Origin of the sequence: Ehrlichia minasensis, assembly GCF_004181775.1 — a bacterium.
GTDB classification, from domain to species: Bacteria; Pseudomonadota; Alphaproteobacteria; order Rickettsiales; family Anaplasmataceae; genus Ehrlichia; species Ehrlichia minasensis.
Genome location: NZ_QOHL01000018.1, coordinates 1 through 17,703, shown reverse-complemented (window position 1 = coordinate 17,703; position 17,703 = coordinate 1). Strand labels below are relative to the sequence as shown.

Sequence of the window (17,703 nt, the reverse complement as noted above, 5' to 3'; positions counted from 1 at the left end):
ATCATAATACTATAAACATTACTTATAGCAAACTACCATATTACTTGTATACTATAATTCACATTAACACATAATCAAACAAATTGATCAAAAAGCTACAACAATCAACCAGTATTTACTACACAAATCAATTTAAACAACAACACTTATTACCAACATAAAAAATTTTGCATTTATTACTTAGTAAGAATCAATTACCAGTCAAATTTGCATTGCCAAATTTATATAACAGAATAATATATAGTGTTGATGTAATCTAAAGAATATTCAATAATCGTAGGTACATGTGACAATAAGAAAAACACTATTAATTGCTTTACTATGCTTTGGTTGTACACAAAAACCTGCACCATATTTTCTAAGAGGGGAAGAATTCCACGGTAAAAAAGAGATAGATGATATAAATGAATACCATCTTGTAAAGTATAATGTACAAGAAGATACAGAATCAGATGCAATTCAAAACACTAGCAATGTAGGTAAAGAAACAAAAATCTTTGATAAAAACTGTAATTTTATAATGCCCATAGAAGGGATCATAACATCAAAATTTTCTATAAACAATCAAGATAAGAATTGCAAGGAAGGAATAAATATAAAATCCAATGGTACTCAACATGTTAAAGCATCATCTGCTGGAAAAATACTATATGTAGGGAAAGGATCAAAGTGGTATGGCAACATGATCATAATAGAACATAATAAAAACACCATAACTACATATTCTTACTTAGATACTATAAATGTAAAAATAGGTGATAAAGTAACACAAGGTCAGGTCATAGCATCTATTAAAAGTACTAACCCACAAACTAATAAATCACATTTGTGTTTTGCTTTGCGTAAACATGGAAAAGCTGTAAACCCACTATTGTACATCAACTGCAAATAATTTAAAAACATCTAATTATCTATTACAATGTTATAGCATTAACTGACAAACTGAGCTTCACACATCCATACTTATATACACTAAAATTTAGATATAACAATAATAACATAACATATTAAAAATATGTATAGTTAATATTCTAATAATTGAATGATAAAACTAGAACCGCATAAAAATTTAGTTTGTATAAAAACTTGATTAAATGATTTTAAACTATCAACCAACCTACAGAATACGCTAACATACAATATGATTTTAAAATAAAAATTACTTAAAAAATACATATCAGACTAGAGCTAATACAAAAATATTAACATTAAACAAAAATTAGAACTAAGTAAGAAAAAATAAAGACATTTACTGTAAATTTCTTATGTTTATAAGATCAAGGTCATAGATGTCAGAATATGTATCAGAAAAACGAGCAATAAAAATATTATTTGCCTACTGGAACCAATTAAGAGATAACAGAATGTTTCCACAGCTAGAGGAAATTGAAGAAGAAGAAATTAGAGAAATTTGGCCTCATTGTTTCATTATTGAAGTAAAAAATGACACAGAAAATCAAAAGTATAATTGTAACTACATTGGAGAAAAAGCAATAGAGTTATATAAATCAGATATTAAAGTTTACGCTGAAGCACAAAACATGAAACTCTTTTTCCCGCAAATAATAGAAAACCTCTTTGACCATTTAGAATCAGTGATAGAAAATCAAGAGCCAATTATGGATGAATCAGAGACTGAAAGTGCTGATGGAAATTACATCAAAGTCAGACAATGCTTATTACCTCTTGGAAAAAACAACGAAGTAACACACATAATAGGAGTAATAGGAGGAAAAATATATTAAAATACAAAAAACTACCAAAATTAGTATAATATATAATCAGAATATTTAAAAAATCAGTTGACTGTTTTGCTAAAATTGCATAGTATCCTCTCACCTAATGAGAGTAAAGTATTCATAGTTTCACTTAGTTGCAAACAGGTAGTTTATGAGGTTTTTTCTACATGATATCTCAAAAGTCAGCGTATCATTCTTTGGAGTAGCGATAGGAACACTTGGTATTACTAACAAAGTAGTTAAGAAGTTTCTATCTAACTACTTAAGGAATAATGGCTTTGTTACTCAAGAGGAATTTGCAGATTTAAATAACACTGTAAAGGATATAGCATCAAAACAGGATAAAATAGAAAAACAGCTACAAAAATGAGTACACATACTCCTATTAGAAACAACTGGCAATTAGATGAAATATTAGAACTATTCGACACTCCATTTAATGATTTAATACTACAGTCTCATTTGTTGCATAGACAATTTTTTAACAATCAAGAAGTACAGCTCTCCTCATTACTGAATATCAAAACTGGTGGTTGCCCAGAAAATTGTAAATATTGTTCACAAAGTGCACATTACAAAACAGAGTTAAAAAAAGAATCTTTACTTGATATTGAGTCTATAAAAAAAGCAATACAAATAGCAAAAACAAATGGAGCAGATAGATTTTGCTTTGCAGCAGCATGGCGTCAAGTAAGAGACAGGGATCTTGAATACATTTGTGAAATTATCGACTTAATAAAAAGTGAAAATCTAGAAAGCTGTGCTTCACTAGGCATGATAACTTTAGAACAAGCAAAAAAATTAAAAAGTGCTGGCCTAGATTTTTATAATCACAACATTGACACATCACGTGACTTTTATCACAATGTAACTACTACACGCAGTTACGATGATAGACTAACAAGTTTGAATAACATACATGAAGCAGGAATTAATATATGTTCTGGTGGTATTTTAGGACTTGGTGAAAGTGTAGAAGATAGAGCAAAAATGTTATTAACCTTAGCTAATCTAAAGGAACACCCACTTTCTGTACCAATTAATAGATTAGTCCCAATAAAAGGCACACCTTTTGAAAATAATTCCAAAATAGACAATATAGATTTCATCAGAACAATAGCTGTAGCACGTATTTTAATGCCAAAGTCATATATACGTCTTGCTGCAGGTCGAATAAGCATGTCAGAAGAAATGCAAGCATTATGCCTATTTGCAGGAGCAAATTCAATATTCTATGGAGAAAAACTATTAACAACACCTAATGCTGATTGCAATGATGACAGGAATCTATTATCAAAGCTTGGAGCAAAAACAAAAGAACCTGTTTTTTTCAATTCATAACATCAACTTAATACAATTATTGATCCACACAATAAATGACACTCTGTACTTTTCCAGGAAATCAATTAATATGCTTTATAAGTAATGTTAGCAACTTACCAATCTTACACAAAAGAACCTGCTCTTTTGATTCATAACATCAACTTAATACAATTATTGATCCACACAATAAATGACACTCTGCACTTCTCCAGAAAATCAATTAATATGCTTTATAAGTAATGTTAGCAACTTACCAAATCTTACAAAAGAACCTGCTTTTTCGATTCATAACATCAACTTAATACAATTATTGATCCCCACAATAAATGACACTCTGTACTTTTCCAGGAAATCAATTAATATGCTTTATAAGTAATGTTAGCAACTTACCAAATCTTACACAAAAGAACCTGCTCCCTGATTCACAAGCCAACTTGATAAATTATAGAATTTACTACAACAGCTACTCCATATTTTCAAATGAAACAATCAACAAACCTCAATCCTGATTATAATAACACCAAAAATCTATTAGCCCAGTATAATCATAAAAAACTGTACTATTTAAGTTATAAAGTTAACTATTATCCTAATACAACATATATTTATTTAGTATCATAAATTTTATGCATAATAATTTGCAATGCTAAAATAATGATAATATTATAAAAAAAGAATCGATAACTTTTAAGCTTACCAACCTAACTAAATATTACTAGATATTTTACTAATGCATTTAATATTTAGCACTTTTTATAAGGATAATAAAAATCTCTTGCTAAAAAATCTATACACTTCAACTTATAAAATTAACTTCTAGCATATCAGCGAATTGTAATATAATAGCCATGAATAACTCACAATGCAAATCACAACAATTATAAATCTACTATTAATCTCAGAATAAAAACACAAAACCATCATCATTTTCAAAGTTGTAACCATATTCATAGCAATACACACTACAAGAATGTGATCTCAATATCTAAGGAAACAATAATAACAATAAACAACCAAATTATTATTCAAAAAGATAACTCACATCCTTTAAACAACAAGATTTACTCTATAGAACTATATTTAAATAGTATAAATAAATTCCACATTCCATGAAAAAGCTATTAATTCTCAGTATTTTCTACAATAACAATAAGCAACTTCTACTCAAATCTAAAACTCTATTTCTTTCTAAGTCACAAATTACAGTTTTACTTAATACAATTATACATTATAATAATTTGTCAGGTAAAAGAGTAGTTGCTGTACTAATATACAGAGGAAAGTCCGGACTCCAAGGGAAAATGGTGACAGGTAATCCCTGTCGGAGGCAACTCTAGGTAAAGGGCTACAGAAAATAACCGCCTTGTTACAAGGTAAGGGTGAAAAGGCGTGGTAAGAGCACACCGTACTTATGGCAACATACAGTAGCTAGGCAACCACCACCAGGAGCAAGACTAAAATGAGGTATTTGTATTTTCCCTTACAATTACCAAGGTGAGTCGCGTGAGTTAGGTAGTGATACCTATCCCAGATGAATAACTACATAAACAGAATCCGGCTTATTTTTACCTGGCACATTATAAAAAACCACACATATATCAATCTATTAACAGATCACACCATAAGCACTCACATTATTAAATTATAGAAGCACCATATTACTACACAGTTCCAATAAATACCACTCATACAACAATAATATAAGTACTATAACACATCATTGTTATGCCCACTTTGTAACACTAAAATATTCAACAGAGAAGGCTTTTCTGAATAACTATTTAATACATCAAAAAATATAAAGATATATAATAAACCTATATATACAATAAACATTACAACAGTACCTCTTGTTTAGCAGTAATATCCATCAATCACCACTAGAAAATACTAATAATATATTTGAAATTATTATTAATTATTATACAGTGTAAACATATCACTTAACTAAAAATTATTCATGATTATACGTATTGAAGTAATAGATAAAATACTTCCAGAACGCTACAGTAGAACTAATGCAACAGTTTACACAATAGACACTAAACATAATCTAAATACAGAAACTATTAATAAAATAGGCTCATTGCTGACTAATCCAATAACACAAAAATTCTTTGCATTTATATATGATAGCAGAGAATTGAATTACAAAAAAATAACTAACAACACTAATTATAATCTACTTAGTACCTTCCAAGCTATTTGGTCACTAGAAAAAGGCTTCTTACCTGGAGTCACAGATAATGTTGGCAATACCACTAAATGCATAATAAATGAAGCATTAGCAAATAACTCAGAGGTTAGTGTATTTACCTCTCAAGTAATGTTTGGGCAAGAACCAATACCACAAGAAGATGAAATATCCAAATTATTCAATCCATTAATAGAATACTGCAAACTATCTATTGAAAAAGGAGAGATGTTCCAAGTAAAATTTTTCGGTAATAAACAAATACTAGATCTAAATAAAATTTACTCAAATTCCTCTAACAGTATATTTTTAATTCCATACATAAAACACGAAAATCTTTTTCCACAACAGAAAGAGAAAAATACATATGTAACTTCTGTAGATCTAAACATTCAAGATCATGAACTAATACAAATTAGTAAATATGGGATTAATAATAGAGGTGCTTTAAACCTATCATTGAAAGCAATGAAAGCTATTCAGGCATACTTCAAAAAAATTCAACGAAACCCTAATGATATTGAACTTGAGACACTAGCACAAACTTGGTCAGAACACTGTAAACACAACATCTTCTCGTCTCCTATAGATGAAATCACAGATGGACTATACAAACATTATATAAAACGTGCAACACAAGAAATAAACTCAGAAATATGCGTCTCTACATTCTCTGACAACGCTGGAGCAATAATATTTGATGATAATTTTATCATAGCAGACAAAGTAGAAACACATAACAGCCCCTCAGCACTTGACCCATTTGGAGGAGCAATCACTGGAATATTAGGAGTAAATAGAGATATTATCGGATTTGGTAAAGGAGCAAAACCTATATTAAATGCTTACTATTTTTGCTTCTCTGAATCAGATGAAGAATTATACAGAGATAAATCATGTACAGTAAAAGTACTGTCATCTAATGCAATAATGGATGGAGTAATAAAAGGTGTAAATTCTGGTGGAAATTGTTCTGGAATACCTACAAGTTTAGGGTCCGCATATTTTGATGATAGATTTCGTAGCAAACCACTGGTCTTTGTAGGATGTACAGGTATTATGCCACGCACAATTAATAATACCTTATCACATCTAAAAAATCCAAACAATGGAGATTATATAGTTATAGCAGGAGGTAGAACAGGAAGAGATGGAATACATGGTGCTACTTTTTCATCGAATGCATTAACTGAACATAATAGTAGCAGTACAGTAGTACAAATAGGAGATCCTATAACTCAAAAAAAATTATCTGATGCAATAATTAAAGAAGCAAGAGATTTAGATCTATACAATGCAATAACTGATAACGGTGCAGGTGGATTATCTTCTTCTGTAGGAGAAATGGGTAACAATGGTTTTAGAGTAGAACTAGATAAAGTACTACTCAAACATGATAATATGTTACCCTGGGAAATTTGGGTCTCAGAATCCCAAGAAAGAATGACATTTGCCGTCCCTCCTAATAAATTTCCAATGTTTGAACAAGTAATGAAAAAGCATGACGTAGAAATCAGTATAATAGGAGAATTCAACAACACTAATAAAGCTGTAGTATTATACAATGGATCTGTAGTAATGGACATGGACGTAGATTTTTTGCATAATGGTATTCCAAAAACCTATTTACAAACTACTCCATATACAGAAACTATAGAATCAATACCTCATAAAAAGTTTAACAAACCATTAGAAGTTGAATTAAATGAGATCATACAGAGAATGAACATATGTAGTAAAGAATTCATATCTTTACAATATGATCATGAAGTACAAGGCACATCAATAATTAAACCTCTTCAAGGCAAAGGCAGAGTAAATGGAGATGCAACAGTTATTAGACCAATATTATCATCAAACAGAGGTATAGTAAAATCACATGGTTTAGGGTCAAGCTACGGAGAAATAAGCACATATCATATGGCAGCATGTGCAATAGATACTGCTATACGTAACTATATTGCAGTAGGAGGAAATTTCAATCACTTGGCATTACTAGATAACTTTTGTTGGTGTGATTCAACAAATCCACAAAGATTATGGCAATTAAAAAATGCAGCAAAAGCATGTTATGACTATGCTGTAGCATTTAAAACACCCTTTATCTCTGGTAAAGATAGTATGTTCAATGATTTTAAAGGATACAATAAAAAAGGAGAAAACATCACTATTTCAGCACCACCTTCACTTTTAATTTCTACAATAGGAATTATAGAAAATGTAGAAAATGCTGTAACACTTGATGCAAAAAGCCCAGGAGATTTAATATATATTCTAGGTGTTACTTACAATGAGCTCGGAGGTTCAGAATATCAAAAATACAGTGGTATAGAGAATAATAATGTACCACAAGTACACGCTGCACATGCCAAAAAATTATATATGTCTTACAATCAAGCAATCAGTGCAAATCTTATAGCATCAGCCATTGCTATCAATTTAGGAGGTATGATAATTAGCTTAGTTAAATCACTCATTGGAGGACAATTTGGAGCTGAAATTAATTTACCACCAATACCAATATGTAATATTGAGAACAATCATTTAAAAGAAAAAGTTATCTTGTTTTCAGAATCACAAAGTAGGATTCTAGTAACAGTAAATGCAAATAAAAAACAAGAGTTTGAAACAATTTTCAAAAACATTCCACATGCAAACATAGGTAAAATCACATCTACAAATACTCTCATTATAGACGATATGTGCTCTATTGACTTAAACATGCTTGAATATAGTTATAAGAAGTTTAGCAATATGAAAATACAATCATATGCAACATAACTGGTATTTAATAACTCAGAAAACTTTAAAAAATCTATACACAATAAGTAAAGCAACAGTATTATCATTATAAGTTGAAACCCAACCTTACACATCAACTGACTGTATTAAGCAAGTACAAAACAGAAGTTAAAATACTATAAAAAAACATATAAACACATGATATTGAAATTCAATTTTATGACTGCATACCATATTATTGCTAAAATAAATGAGTTATAAAGCAAAACCTAACTTACTGTGACTTATAAAAAAACATTTCAGCATAAAACTATATACATAAGAATTAAAAAAACATAAAAAATATGAGCTATAATCTTATACCTATCTTGAATTTATTATAAAATTACAATTTTTGATTGGTACAATATAATAAAAAACATCCACAACTATTCTAGAAATGATGTACTTTGTGGCGCTAACTTTTCTAAAATAAAATGCACTATATATTAGTAACAATATAGATTATACAATACCAAATCATATCAGCAAAAACATGTACGCTATTATCAATTAAATATAGTATTGTTTTAGTTTACATATTACATTAAAAGATAAAATTTCCTCGAAAGTGGTATCTTATTGTATAAATTTTATAAAAAAAATACATCACACTAGCTTTTCCATATAACAAGATAACAACGCTGCAGCTGGAAGTACACATTCTTCTTCCTATACCAATATATAAATCACGTATCACTTTCATGAGTGATCTACAGCTGATACATATTTATCATCTATAAGTTTTACACATGCCTCACACCATCTAATGTTTTTATCAATTCCATGTGTCTTTCTTCATATAATACCACTACAACTATCTCACCTACTTTAGACTTTTCTCTGCTGTTAAATTATCTAAAAAATCACTCATCACTGACACAAGTAACACCATAGCTGATACATTTTTATCATCTACAGATTTTATAATACATGCCTCACACCATCTAATGTTTTTATCAATTCCATGTGTCTTTCTCCATATAATACCATTACAACTATCTCACCTACTTTTTTCTGCTGTTAAATTATCTAAAAAATCACTCATCACTGACATAAGTAACACCACATCTGATACATTTTTATCATCTACAGATTTTATACATGCCTTACACCCTCTCTCTAACGTTTTTATCAATTTCATGTGTCTTTCTTCATATAACACCATTACAACTATCTCACCTACTTTTCTCTGCTGTTAAATTATCTAAAAAATCACTCATCACTGACATAAGTAACACCATAGCTGATACATTTTTATCATCTACAGATTTTATAATACATGCCTTACACCATCTAATGTTTTTATCAATTCCATATGTCTTTCTTCATATAATACCATTACAACTAACTCATTGACACCTCTTACTGCTGTTAAATTATATAAATTTGTTTTTATGTCATATCTTAAAGATATTACATCTCTAGGTATATTAGTGCCAACAGCAATTTTTTCCATATATATGCTAGGAGCATTTAAAAATCCTACTTTCTCTGTTACTGCAAGGACAGACATTGCTCCATTCATATTATTTAGCACAACATATATATTTATAATAATACTAAAAAGTGCTCTACATATCTTCAATTTACACTGCAAAAAACAAGATAAATCATTCTTTAAAAAAGATGTTTTATCGCATTAAGCTTTATCATATAAGATGCATTATATATTAATGATATAAACACAAATTTATGATCAATCTTTAATAACATTGTACATATCCTGAAGTAACATAACACACTAAACAAATTATCTTAAAAAAAAGATGTTTTGCTGTACTAAACTTTGTAAAGTAAAATTTACTACTTACACAAGAACGATGCAGAATATATAATAGTATTACACATACTCTGTACTATGAGCACATTTATAAAAACCTTGAAATTAAGTTTAAAATTACATATCTTATTGTTTTAAGCACAAATATAAAATGGTGATTCATTGAACAATGATGTTGTCATACTAGCATTAGGAAGCAATTGCGGGAACATGTTAGCATGTATTAAATCAGCAATTAGTATGTTACCACTGTACAATAAGAATTACTCTTATCTTTATAAAACTCCAGCTTTATTGCCAGAAAACGCAGTTGACCATTGGGATACTCCATTTTTAAATATGGTAGTATCAGGATATACAAATTTGTCACCACATTCTATGCTAGAACAAGTTAAATCTATTGAAAAAAAGCTTGGTAGAATCAGTCGCGAACGTTGGGCACCTAGACCTATAGATATTGATATTATATTGTGGGGGAATACAGCATTGGATTTAAATAATTTATCCATTCCACACAAGCAAATGCATTGTAGAGATTTTGTGCTTGTACCACTATGTGATATTTATGCAAGATTTCCTCATCCAATATCAAAAACCTCGATACAAGACATGTTGTTAAAACTAAAAGACATCAATTTAATAAAGCAGAGTACAAATTTATTTGAACAGTAGTACAGCTCATTTAAAAGTAGAAGATAAAATGTTACTATAAGGTTTGTATAACACTAAAATTTTATCTATAGTCAAAAAATGCTTGTTATATATTCTAACTTACTTAAATTACATAGTATTTAAAACATCTACTAAAACTTACTGCATTATTAGAAAGATTACCAATTCAACTACCATATAAGCTATATTTATACAATTTTAATCGCACAAACATTTTTCAAAGTACAGCATACTTATATTTAAAAAATTCTCCACATTAATGAAGAATTATAAATCCAGTTACTATATAATGTTACACAACAACATTCACCTAATTTACTTGCATTATGAAAACATTGACATAGAACTTTTGATATTTAAAACACTTACTGAAGTATTAGCAGTGTTATAAACCATATATGAATTATATTTATATAAAACAATTCACCTAATATAGAATCCATTTTAATTATACAAATATTTTAAATAAATTAAGTTAATACCACATAAATTTATCCTTACACACAACACCTACTAAATACTTATTAAAGGTATTAGAAATATCATCACAGTATAGCACACATCAACTATATGAACTGAAATATGGACAAAACAGCATTCACTTTTTATTACAAAATGCTACACATTGCTTATAGGTTATTACCTGCCCACCACAACTAGAAAAACACAAATTGTAATCACTTCTACATAATCTCTCACATTCATCAACCTTACATAAACTTATAGGTTGTGGTTCTTTTACTGTCGCACTGTTTTTACGCCTATTTGAAAAAAATTCATCAAAACTTTCAGGCCTATCCAAATTCCGCTGAGTATTACACATATCCATAGACATGTCACATTGAGTTTTACAAGCAGCATTATTAGCACAAGATTTCTTGCATGCTAAATTTTTACTTTCACATGGATTTTCTGCAGGATTATCCTCTTTATCTTTACCTGCATTATTATTTACTATACTAATGAACGGCTTGGAACGTTCTTGAACATTAATTATTTTTTCAGTCAACTGACAGTTAGTTGCATTAATTTGACATTGTCTGTAACAATCATTTCTTATATAAGCACATTTTACTACACAAGCTTTCCCAGATTCACTTTCTGGATCTTTATATGCAACTTTATTATCATAAATAGGACTACAAGCAACTTGTAGCGCTAATAAAATAAATATAGTATTTTGTATTTTCATAAAAGGTTACCACACCTTAACGTAAGTAATAAAATTAAAACATTTTTATTAAAATATACATAATTACTGTTATCAATTTAACTACCTATACATTACTTAATAAATTCGTTCTCAAATCATACATACGCTCTAACTGAATACTATCCTTTGGCAAATACTTTTTTGCTAACCTAAAATATTTATCAAAATCCCTTTTATTATTTTCAAAAAAAGATTTACTTGCTAATGAAAAATATGACATTCCTAAATCTCCAGTTTTACCATAAGCAATAGCTAACTGTTTCCAAGCAAAAATATTATCTGGTTCTTGATATGTAACCTGTTCCAAATAATCCACTGCTTCTTTCTGATCATACAATAATAATGCTTGTGACGTTTCAAGTTTTATCAAAACATTATCAAAAGAAAATTTAAGCGCTAATTTATAATTCTCTACAGATTTTTTAATGTCACCTACTTTATATAACATTTGTGCTTTTAGTTCATAAAGATAAGGATCTTCTGGAGACTTTGATATTAGACTATCAAGTTTTTCCAAAGCCTTTGAAACATCAGATTGCTTATAAAAAATAATAGATTGTGCATATGGAGATAATTGATTGATATTACTTTTGTCATTAACTAAGCGCTCTATTGGATTAAAAAATGCATTAATTTTTTCTACTACTCGCTTAAACTTATATATATCTTCATCAGAAAAACCATGCACTTCATTACGATTACGGTAATTTTGTATTTGTAGCAATCTATCATAACTAAGAGGATGAGATAACAAATATTGATCAATGTTTCCTCTATACTGTGCTTCCAATGAATAGAAATATTTAAACATCTTAACTAAGCCATCATTACTATATCCAGCTTCGTCTAAATATCGCAATGCACATTGATCAGCTGATGCTTCTTGTAAACGACTATAAAGAAAAAACATCCTTTTACTAATATCATTAGTGGCAAGAGCTATTGCTTGTCCCATATCAGGATTTACTGTAATCGCAGTAATAATACCTAAAACATATCCTATCCCAGATAAAATCATAGAATTGTGTATTTTATTTTTACGGAACAACACATGTTTCTGAGATATATGACCAACCTCATGAGCTAAAACTCCAATCAGTACACTTGGATCATCTGAAAATTCAAATAATCCATAATTCAAAAATACATCATTATTATTACCATCAACATAAGCATTTACCATCTTATCATTAACAATAAACACTCTCACAGTCTCAGGATTAATGTTAGCTGCAGTAAATACTGGCAATGCTATTTTTTTTACTATAGATTCAACTTCACTATCTCTAAATATCATATAGTCATTCTGACAAAATGATATATTGCTATAAAATAAAACAACTAGAAATAATATTAAGTTTTTAATATTCATAAGTCAACCAATCCACCATATTCATTTAAATCATATTACACATATTTATAGATAAACTTCCAAGAAAATTAATGATCAACTATATTATAAGCAATGTTAATAATATATATACAAATTTTACATAAATACACTTATTTTAATTCTTTTTAACTGTTTATATTACATACAATATGTAATACAATTAAAACCTATTATACTCAAAACCGAGGCAAAATGAGTCCCAGTAAATCTGAAACCAACTTTACAGAAGAACTGAAAAACCTTATAATACTTGTACTTGATAAACACAAAGCTATCAACATTGTTACAATAAATATAAGTAACAAAAGCAATTTAGCAGAATATTTAATCATTGCTTCAGGTGAATCAAGTTATCATGTTAAATCATTAGCTGAAAAAATTAAGAAAGAAATTAAACCATATAAAAAACTCTCTATTGAAGGGTTAAAAGACGGGAATTGGGTAGTATTAAGCTGCTGTAATATATTAGTACATATCTTTAAACCAGAAGTCAGAGAATATTATCAACTTGAAAGTCTATGGAACACTCAAATAAAGGAAGAAAGTTAAAAGCTCATATACTGTAATACAATGTTTGAGCTACAACAAATATAACACAGCTTTATATATTGTTAATAGCTTGAGTTTATTATACACAATATTTTACTGACATATGAGTAAATTAGCTACAGCTCTAACTGCTTAGGCCAATGTATTATCATATTATATATTTAAAAAAGTACACAATAAAAAAATATACAACCAGCATGATAGCTCTGCAATACTCTTAAACAAAATCAATAATACATTTTTTACTGTAATAGAGTAAAATGATGTTCATTATATGTAAAACATTTTGAAATTCACATATAATTAAATTACCTTATGAATAATTCATTAACTACCACTAATGGATAAAATCATAAAATAATATTTTTATATAAATCACACAATAAAACATATTTAAATGCAGTGTTAATGTGTAAAACGAGAGAAACATGAATCAATTTGTGGTTGCAAGAAGGGCTGATGACTCTGTAATATCAGTACAACAAAACAACACTCTACAAAATTTAATGATTTCCAATATAAATGAATCAGCAGAAACACTTTTAGAATACAAAGCAGCAGAACTAACTAACAAACCTCTATCAACTATACTACATAAAAATGTTACAGAAAACATAAACAGTTACTTAGAGTATTCAAGTGATGGAACTGATTTATTTGACATTTTATCCAGAACAATCAACTGTTCTTTTATTGGAAAGAATAATAAAGTAATACCAGTAAAACCAAAAGTTTTTAGAACTACGGCTTATAATCAAGATATAATAAATTATGAAATCCTAGTAAGAGATGCTAGTATATCACAAAAACTTGAGATATTCAGACAATCTGTACTACCTAATACAAAATATAACATGCATCCATTTTTCAACATAATGGATGAAGCATCTACTAATAAAGAAATAAAAATTGTACTAGATTTTCTTCATAAATATAACATACATGCTGTCATAGGTATAATACAAATAGACCCACCACATAATAGTTCCAATATAGATACCTTGACACAGCACATTATAAATTTACTACATAAAAATGTTAGAGAGAGTGACATAGTTGGCTATATAGGAGACCATAAAGTTATCTGCCTTTTGTTGGGATGTAAATCTGAATATGCACACTCAGCAATATCAAGAATACATAAAAATATTAACAATAACCTTCAAAATCTACATGCAAAAGCATCAATTGGTTATGCGCAAATGTACAACGAAACTGACGCAACACAAATTTTAACCAACTTAAACAAGATATTATTCATTGCCCAACAAGAAGCAGGTGGAGGGACAATCAAAAACACTAACATTCAATAAAAACTAAATCTTTTTCTTAATGACATTATATTCAATTACCTTTTTACAATTGAGTTTGCTGATAAGTACATATTAGATAATGCTAAAGATACATTTTACTACTATTATCAATCTTTTAAATTAAATGCATACAAAAAATTTAAACATTGTTTTCTGTACTTCATATGTCATTTTTGCATTATAATTGTCTAAAAGCATCATAAGAAAATTTACGTGAATATTTTTTGTATTTAATTCTTTATTGGATATATCTCTATCAAGAATGCATTTAATACTGTCATGTATTTCTATTTTCTGCGCACAAGCTATTATTTCCAATAACAAACCATCATCACTTGACCTAGATAATGTAACTTTTACTTTACTTCCATTAATCATAAAGTACATCAATATCATCACTATATTAGTAAGTAACTTATTTATTTTCTCAACTAATTCAACATCAAAAAGTTGTACATCTACATCCCATTCAAGCAGAATTTTCTTTCTCTTTAGATAATTTTTTATATTATGCTTAGTAACACTAAAGTCACCATTATCATCAGAAATACTATAAGCTTGTTTCAACAATTTAAACTTATTCATAACATCATTAGCTGCATCAGAAAGCAAAGACATCATATCTTCAGATAAACTTTCATCATCACCCAAACATTCTATGTAATTTACCATTGCACCTACAGACCCAGCTAAATCATGTAACAGTCTTGCAGATACTAATTCCACATTTGATAAAATATCACTATTTTGCATAAACCTCCTATATTTACTTATATGATTCATTTTAACATATCAAAAAAAATAATCTCACTAACTAAATAAACAATTTTTTATATGAAGCTCAAATATTTAATGCTATTCTAGTCAATTGCAAAAATAAGTTTTACATAAAGTTAAGGTACATATGACAACATATTCAAGTTCTGGAGTTGATATTGAATCTGGCAATAGTTTAGTAGAAAAAATCAAACCAATTGCATCATCAACATTTAGGCCAGGAGTACTTGATAGCATAGGGTCATTTGGAGCACTTTTTGATATATCAAAAATAAAAGAATATAACAAGCCTGTCTTAGTCTCCTCAACTGATGGAGTTGGTACAAAATTATGTATAGCTCAAGAAGTAAATAATCACAAAACTATAGGCATAGATCTTGTAGCAATGTGTGTTAATGATGTTTTAGCGCAAGGAGCAGAACCACTATTTTTTCTAGATTATTTTGCAACAGGACAAATAGATCATAACACTGCATTAGAAGTTATTAATAGCATAGCAGTAGGATGTAAAAAAGCAAATGTAGCACTAATAGGTGGAGAAACTGCTGAAATGCCAGGAATGTATAGCAATAACAAATACGACATAGCCGGTTTTGCAGTAGGTGTGATCGAAGCAGAAAACATCCTACCAAAAAGTAATAATATTAAAGCTGGAGATGTAATACTTGGTTTAACTTCAAGCGGGTTACATTCAAACGGATTTTCACTAATTAGAAAAATCATTACCGACAACAAAATTAATTATCACGACATATGTCCTTGGTCTAATCAAACATGGGCAAGTTATCTACTTACACCTACACGTATTTACGTGAATTCTCTATTACCTATAATCCCACTAATAAATGGCTTGGCACATATTACTGGCGGAGGCTTCATATACAATATACCACGTATAATTCCAAATCATTTATCAGCAACAATTGACTTAAACTCTTGGAAAATGCCACAAATATTTCACTGGTTAAATATTGAAATGCAAATACATCAAATGGAATTACTCAAAACTTTTAACTGTGGTATTGGCATGATATTAGTTATACCACAAGAAAACGAAGATCAAATATCATCATTACTCAAAGACACAGATGAAGCCGTATACAAAATAGGCGAAATTACAGAAAGGACAACTGAAAATCAAGTAATATTTAAATAAACACAAATAATAACTACCCACCAAATAAATAACAAGAACATACTACTCACCTTTTTTTTTTGTTTTAAAAGATCTCTAATAAACTATCATTTTCGATACATTAGATTTGTAAAAATTGCCTGATAATATCACTCCACATGTGTTTCGTCATAGTTTTGCTACACATTTGTTGTGAAGTGCGTAGACATCAGATTCTATACAAAAATTACTAGATCATACTAATTTACCAACTTATTATAAAAAGAGATAATTTTATAATGACTTATACTTTATAGAACCACCTTATTAAATATGTCTCATGTTTATTATAGTAACCTTACTTTTTTATACACTAAATATGTAACACACCATCATGTTCAGCTTTCACAACTAAATCATTACAATATCCACACAAAATTAACAACCCCTCAGATTATTTCTATATCATAACCTCACATATTCACTATAATATACAGCATTCTCTTATAATTTAAGTATAAAAACCTCAGTCACAAAACTTTTATTATCAACTGATTACAAATTATAGAAAGTTTTAACCGATACTACACTTTACACATCTACCTTTTTATTACTAACTTTCATATCTGTACAACCAGCATTGTTTTATAAACTAAAGATGCAAGTCACCATAATGCTTAGCAACATTTTCACAATTAAACCATTGTAATGATCTACTATATTAACCAGCAAATTCTCAGATTTTTTGCATACTGCAATTTCTACACTTATTATCACAAACCATATTTGTTATAATTTAAGTATAAAAACTTAAACAACAAAACTTTCATTATCAATTAATTAAAATGATAG

14 protein-coding genes, 1 other RNA gene and 1 pseudogene are annotated in these 17,703 nt (G+C 28.7%); 11 read left to right on the top strand and 5 right to left on the bottom strand.

The genetic code is table 11. From position 1 onward, the window contains the following. Window positions 1–286 precede the first annotated feature (286 nt). The 6 genes from DRF75_RS03775 to DRF75_RS03750 all read left to right on the top strand — a co-directional run bounded on the left by DRF75_RS03775 (window position 287) and on the right by DRF75_RS03750 (window position 8,037). Window positions 287–892, top strand: coding sequence for a murein hydrolase activator EnvC family protein (locus DRF75_RS03775; protein ID WP_045171164.1), 606 nt, complete (start codon window positions 287–289; stop codon window positions 890–892). Window positions 893–1,289: 397 nt separating this feature from the next. After that, window positions 1,290–1,745, top strand: a complete 456-nt coding sequence (locus DRF75_RS03770; RefSeq protein WP_045171165.1) for a PAS domain-containing protein — start codon at window positions 1,290–1,292, stop codon at window positions 1,743–1,745. Between the two features lie 145 nt (window positions 1,746–1,890). After that, the gene (locus DRF75_RS03765; protein WP_045171166.1) at window positions 1,891–2,109 is read left to right on the top strand and encodes a hypothetical protein; all 219 of its coding nucleotides are present in this window, start codon (window positions 1,891–1,893) and stop codon (window positions 2,107–2,109) included. Beyond that, the gene (gene bioB, locus DRF75_RS03760; RefSeq protein ID WP_045171168.1) at window positions 2,106–3,080 is read left to right on the top strand and encodes a biotin synthase BioB; all 975 of its coding nucleotides are present in this window, start codon (window positions 2,106–2,108) and stop codon (window positions 3,078–3,080) included. The genes DRF75_RS03765 and bioB overlap by 4 nt, the downstream gene beginning before the upstream one ends. 1,223 nt (window positions 3,081–4,303) lie before the next feature. Then, an RNA gene (gene rnpB / locus DRF75_RS03755) (RNase P RNA component class A) lies at window positions 4,304–4,639 on the top strand. 383 nt (window positions 4,640–5,022) lie between these two features. Beyond that, complete coding sequence (locus DRF75_RS03750; protein WP_129992674.1) at window positions 5,023–8,037, top strand: phosphoribosylformylglycinamidine synthase subunit PurL; 3,015 nt, start codon at window positions 5,023–5,025, stop codon at window positions 8,035–8,037. 1,003 nt (window positions 8,038–9,040) lie between these two features. Here DRF75_RS03750 and DRF75_RS05050 read toward each other — a convergent pair. Together DRF75_RS05050 and DRF75_RS03745 are read right to left on the bottom strand one after the other, a co-directional pair. Next, window positions 9,041–9,181, bottom strand: a complete 141-nt coding sequence (locus DRF75_RS05050; RefSeq protein ID WP_165375559.1) for a hypothetical protein — start codon at window positions 9,179–9,181, stop codon at window positions 9,041–9,043. Window positions 9,182–9,310: 129 nt separating this feature from the next. Beyond that, window positions 9,311–9,565, bottom strand: coding sequence for a fructose-bisphosphatase class II (locus DRF75_RS03745; RefSeq protein ID WP_235424727.1), 255 nt, complete (start codon window positions 9,563–9,565; stop codon window positions 9,311–9,313). A gap of 417 nt (window positions 9,566–9,982) precedes the next feature. On the opposite strand from DRF75_RS03745, the gene folK reads away from it, so the two are divergent. After that, complete coding sequence (folK, locus tag DRF75_RS03740) at window positions 9,983–10,492, top strand: 2-amino-4-hydroxy-6-hydroxymethyldihydropteridine diphosphokinase (protein WP_045171172.1); 510 nt, start codon at window positions 9,983–9,985, stop codon at window positions 10,490–10,492. Between the two features lie 598 nt (window positions 10,493–11,090). Here folK and DRF75_RS03735 read toward each other — a convergent pair. Continuing rightward, a complete protein-coding gene (locus DRF75_RS03735; protein WP_129992673.1) occupies window positions 11,091–11,684 on the bottom strand; it encodes a hypothetical protein in 594 nt (197 codons plus the stop codon). A gap of 85 nt (window positions 11,685–11,769) precedes the next feature. Then, window positions 11,770–13,077, bottom strand: a complete 1,308-nt coding sequence (locus DRF75_RS03730) for a M48 family metalloprotease (protein WP_045171174.1) — start codon at window positions 13,075–13,077, stop codon at window positions 11,770–11,772. A gap of 213 nt (window positions 13,078–13,290) precedes the next feature. On the opposite strand from DRF75_RS03730, the gene rsfS reads away from it, so the two are divergent. Both rsfS and DRF75_RS03720 read left to right on the top strand, forming a co-directional pair. Next, a complete protein-coding gene (rsfS, locus tag DRF75_RS03725; RefSeq protein ID WP_045171175.1) occupies window positions 13,291–13,647 on the top strand; it encodes a ribosome silencing factor in 357 nt (118 codons plus the stop codon). A 428-nt stretch (window positions 13,648–14,075) separates the two neighbouring features. Continuing rightward, complete coding sequence (locus DRF75_RS03720) at window positions 14,076–14,960, top strand: diguanylate cyclase domain-containing protein (protein ID WP_045171176.1); 885 nt, start codon at window positions 14,076–14,078, stop codon at window positions 14,958–14,960. A gap of 120 nt (window positions 14,961–15,080) precedes the next feature. Here the strand turns inward: DRF75_RS03720 and DRF75_RS03715 are convergent, their stop codons facing one another. Next, window positions 15,081–15,713, bottom strand: a complete 633-nt coding sequence (locus DRF75_RS03715) for a histidine phosphotransferase family protein (RefSeq protein WP_129992672.1) — start codon at window positions 15,711–15,713, stop codon at window positions 15,081–15,083. A gap of 151 nt (window positions 15,714–15,864) precedes the next feature. On the opposite strand from DRF75_RS03715, the gene purM reads away from it, so the two are divergent. Beyond that, window positions 15,865–16,893, top strand: a complete 1,029-nt coding sequence (gene purM, locus DRF75_RS03710) for a phosphoribosylformylglycinamidine cyclo-ligase (RefSeq protein ID WP_045171177.1) — start codon at window positions 15,865–15,867, stop codon at window positions 16,891–16,893. A 115-nt stretch (window positions 16,894–17,008) separates the two neighbouring features. Next, window positions 17,009–17,125, top strand: a pseudogene (locus DRF75_RS05255) (tyrosine-type recombinase/integrase); the annotation flags it as partial. Window positions 17,126–17,703 lie beyond the last annotated feature (578 nt).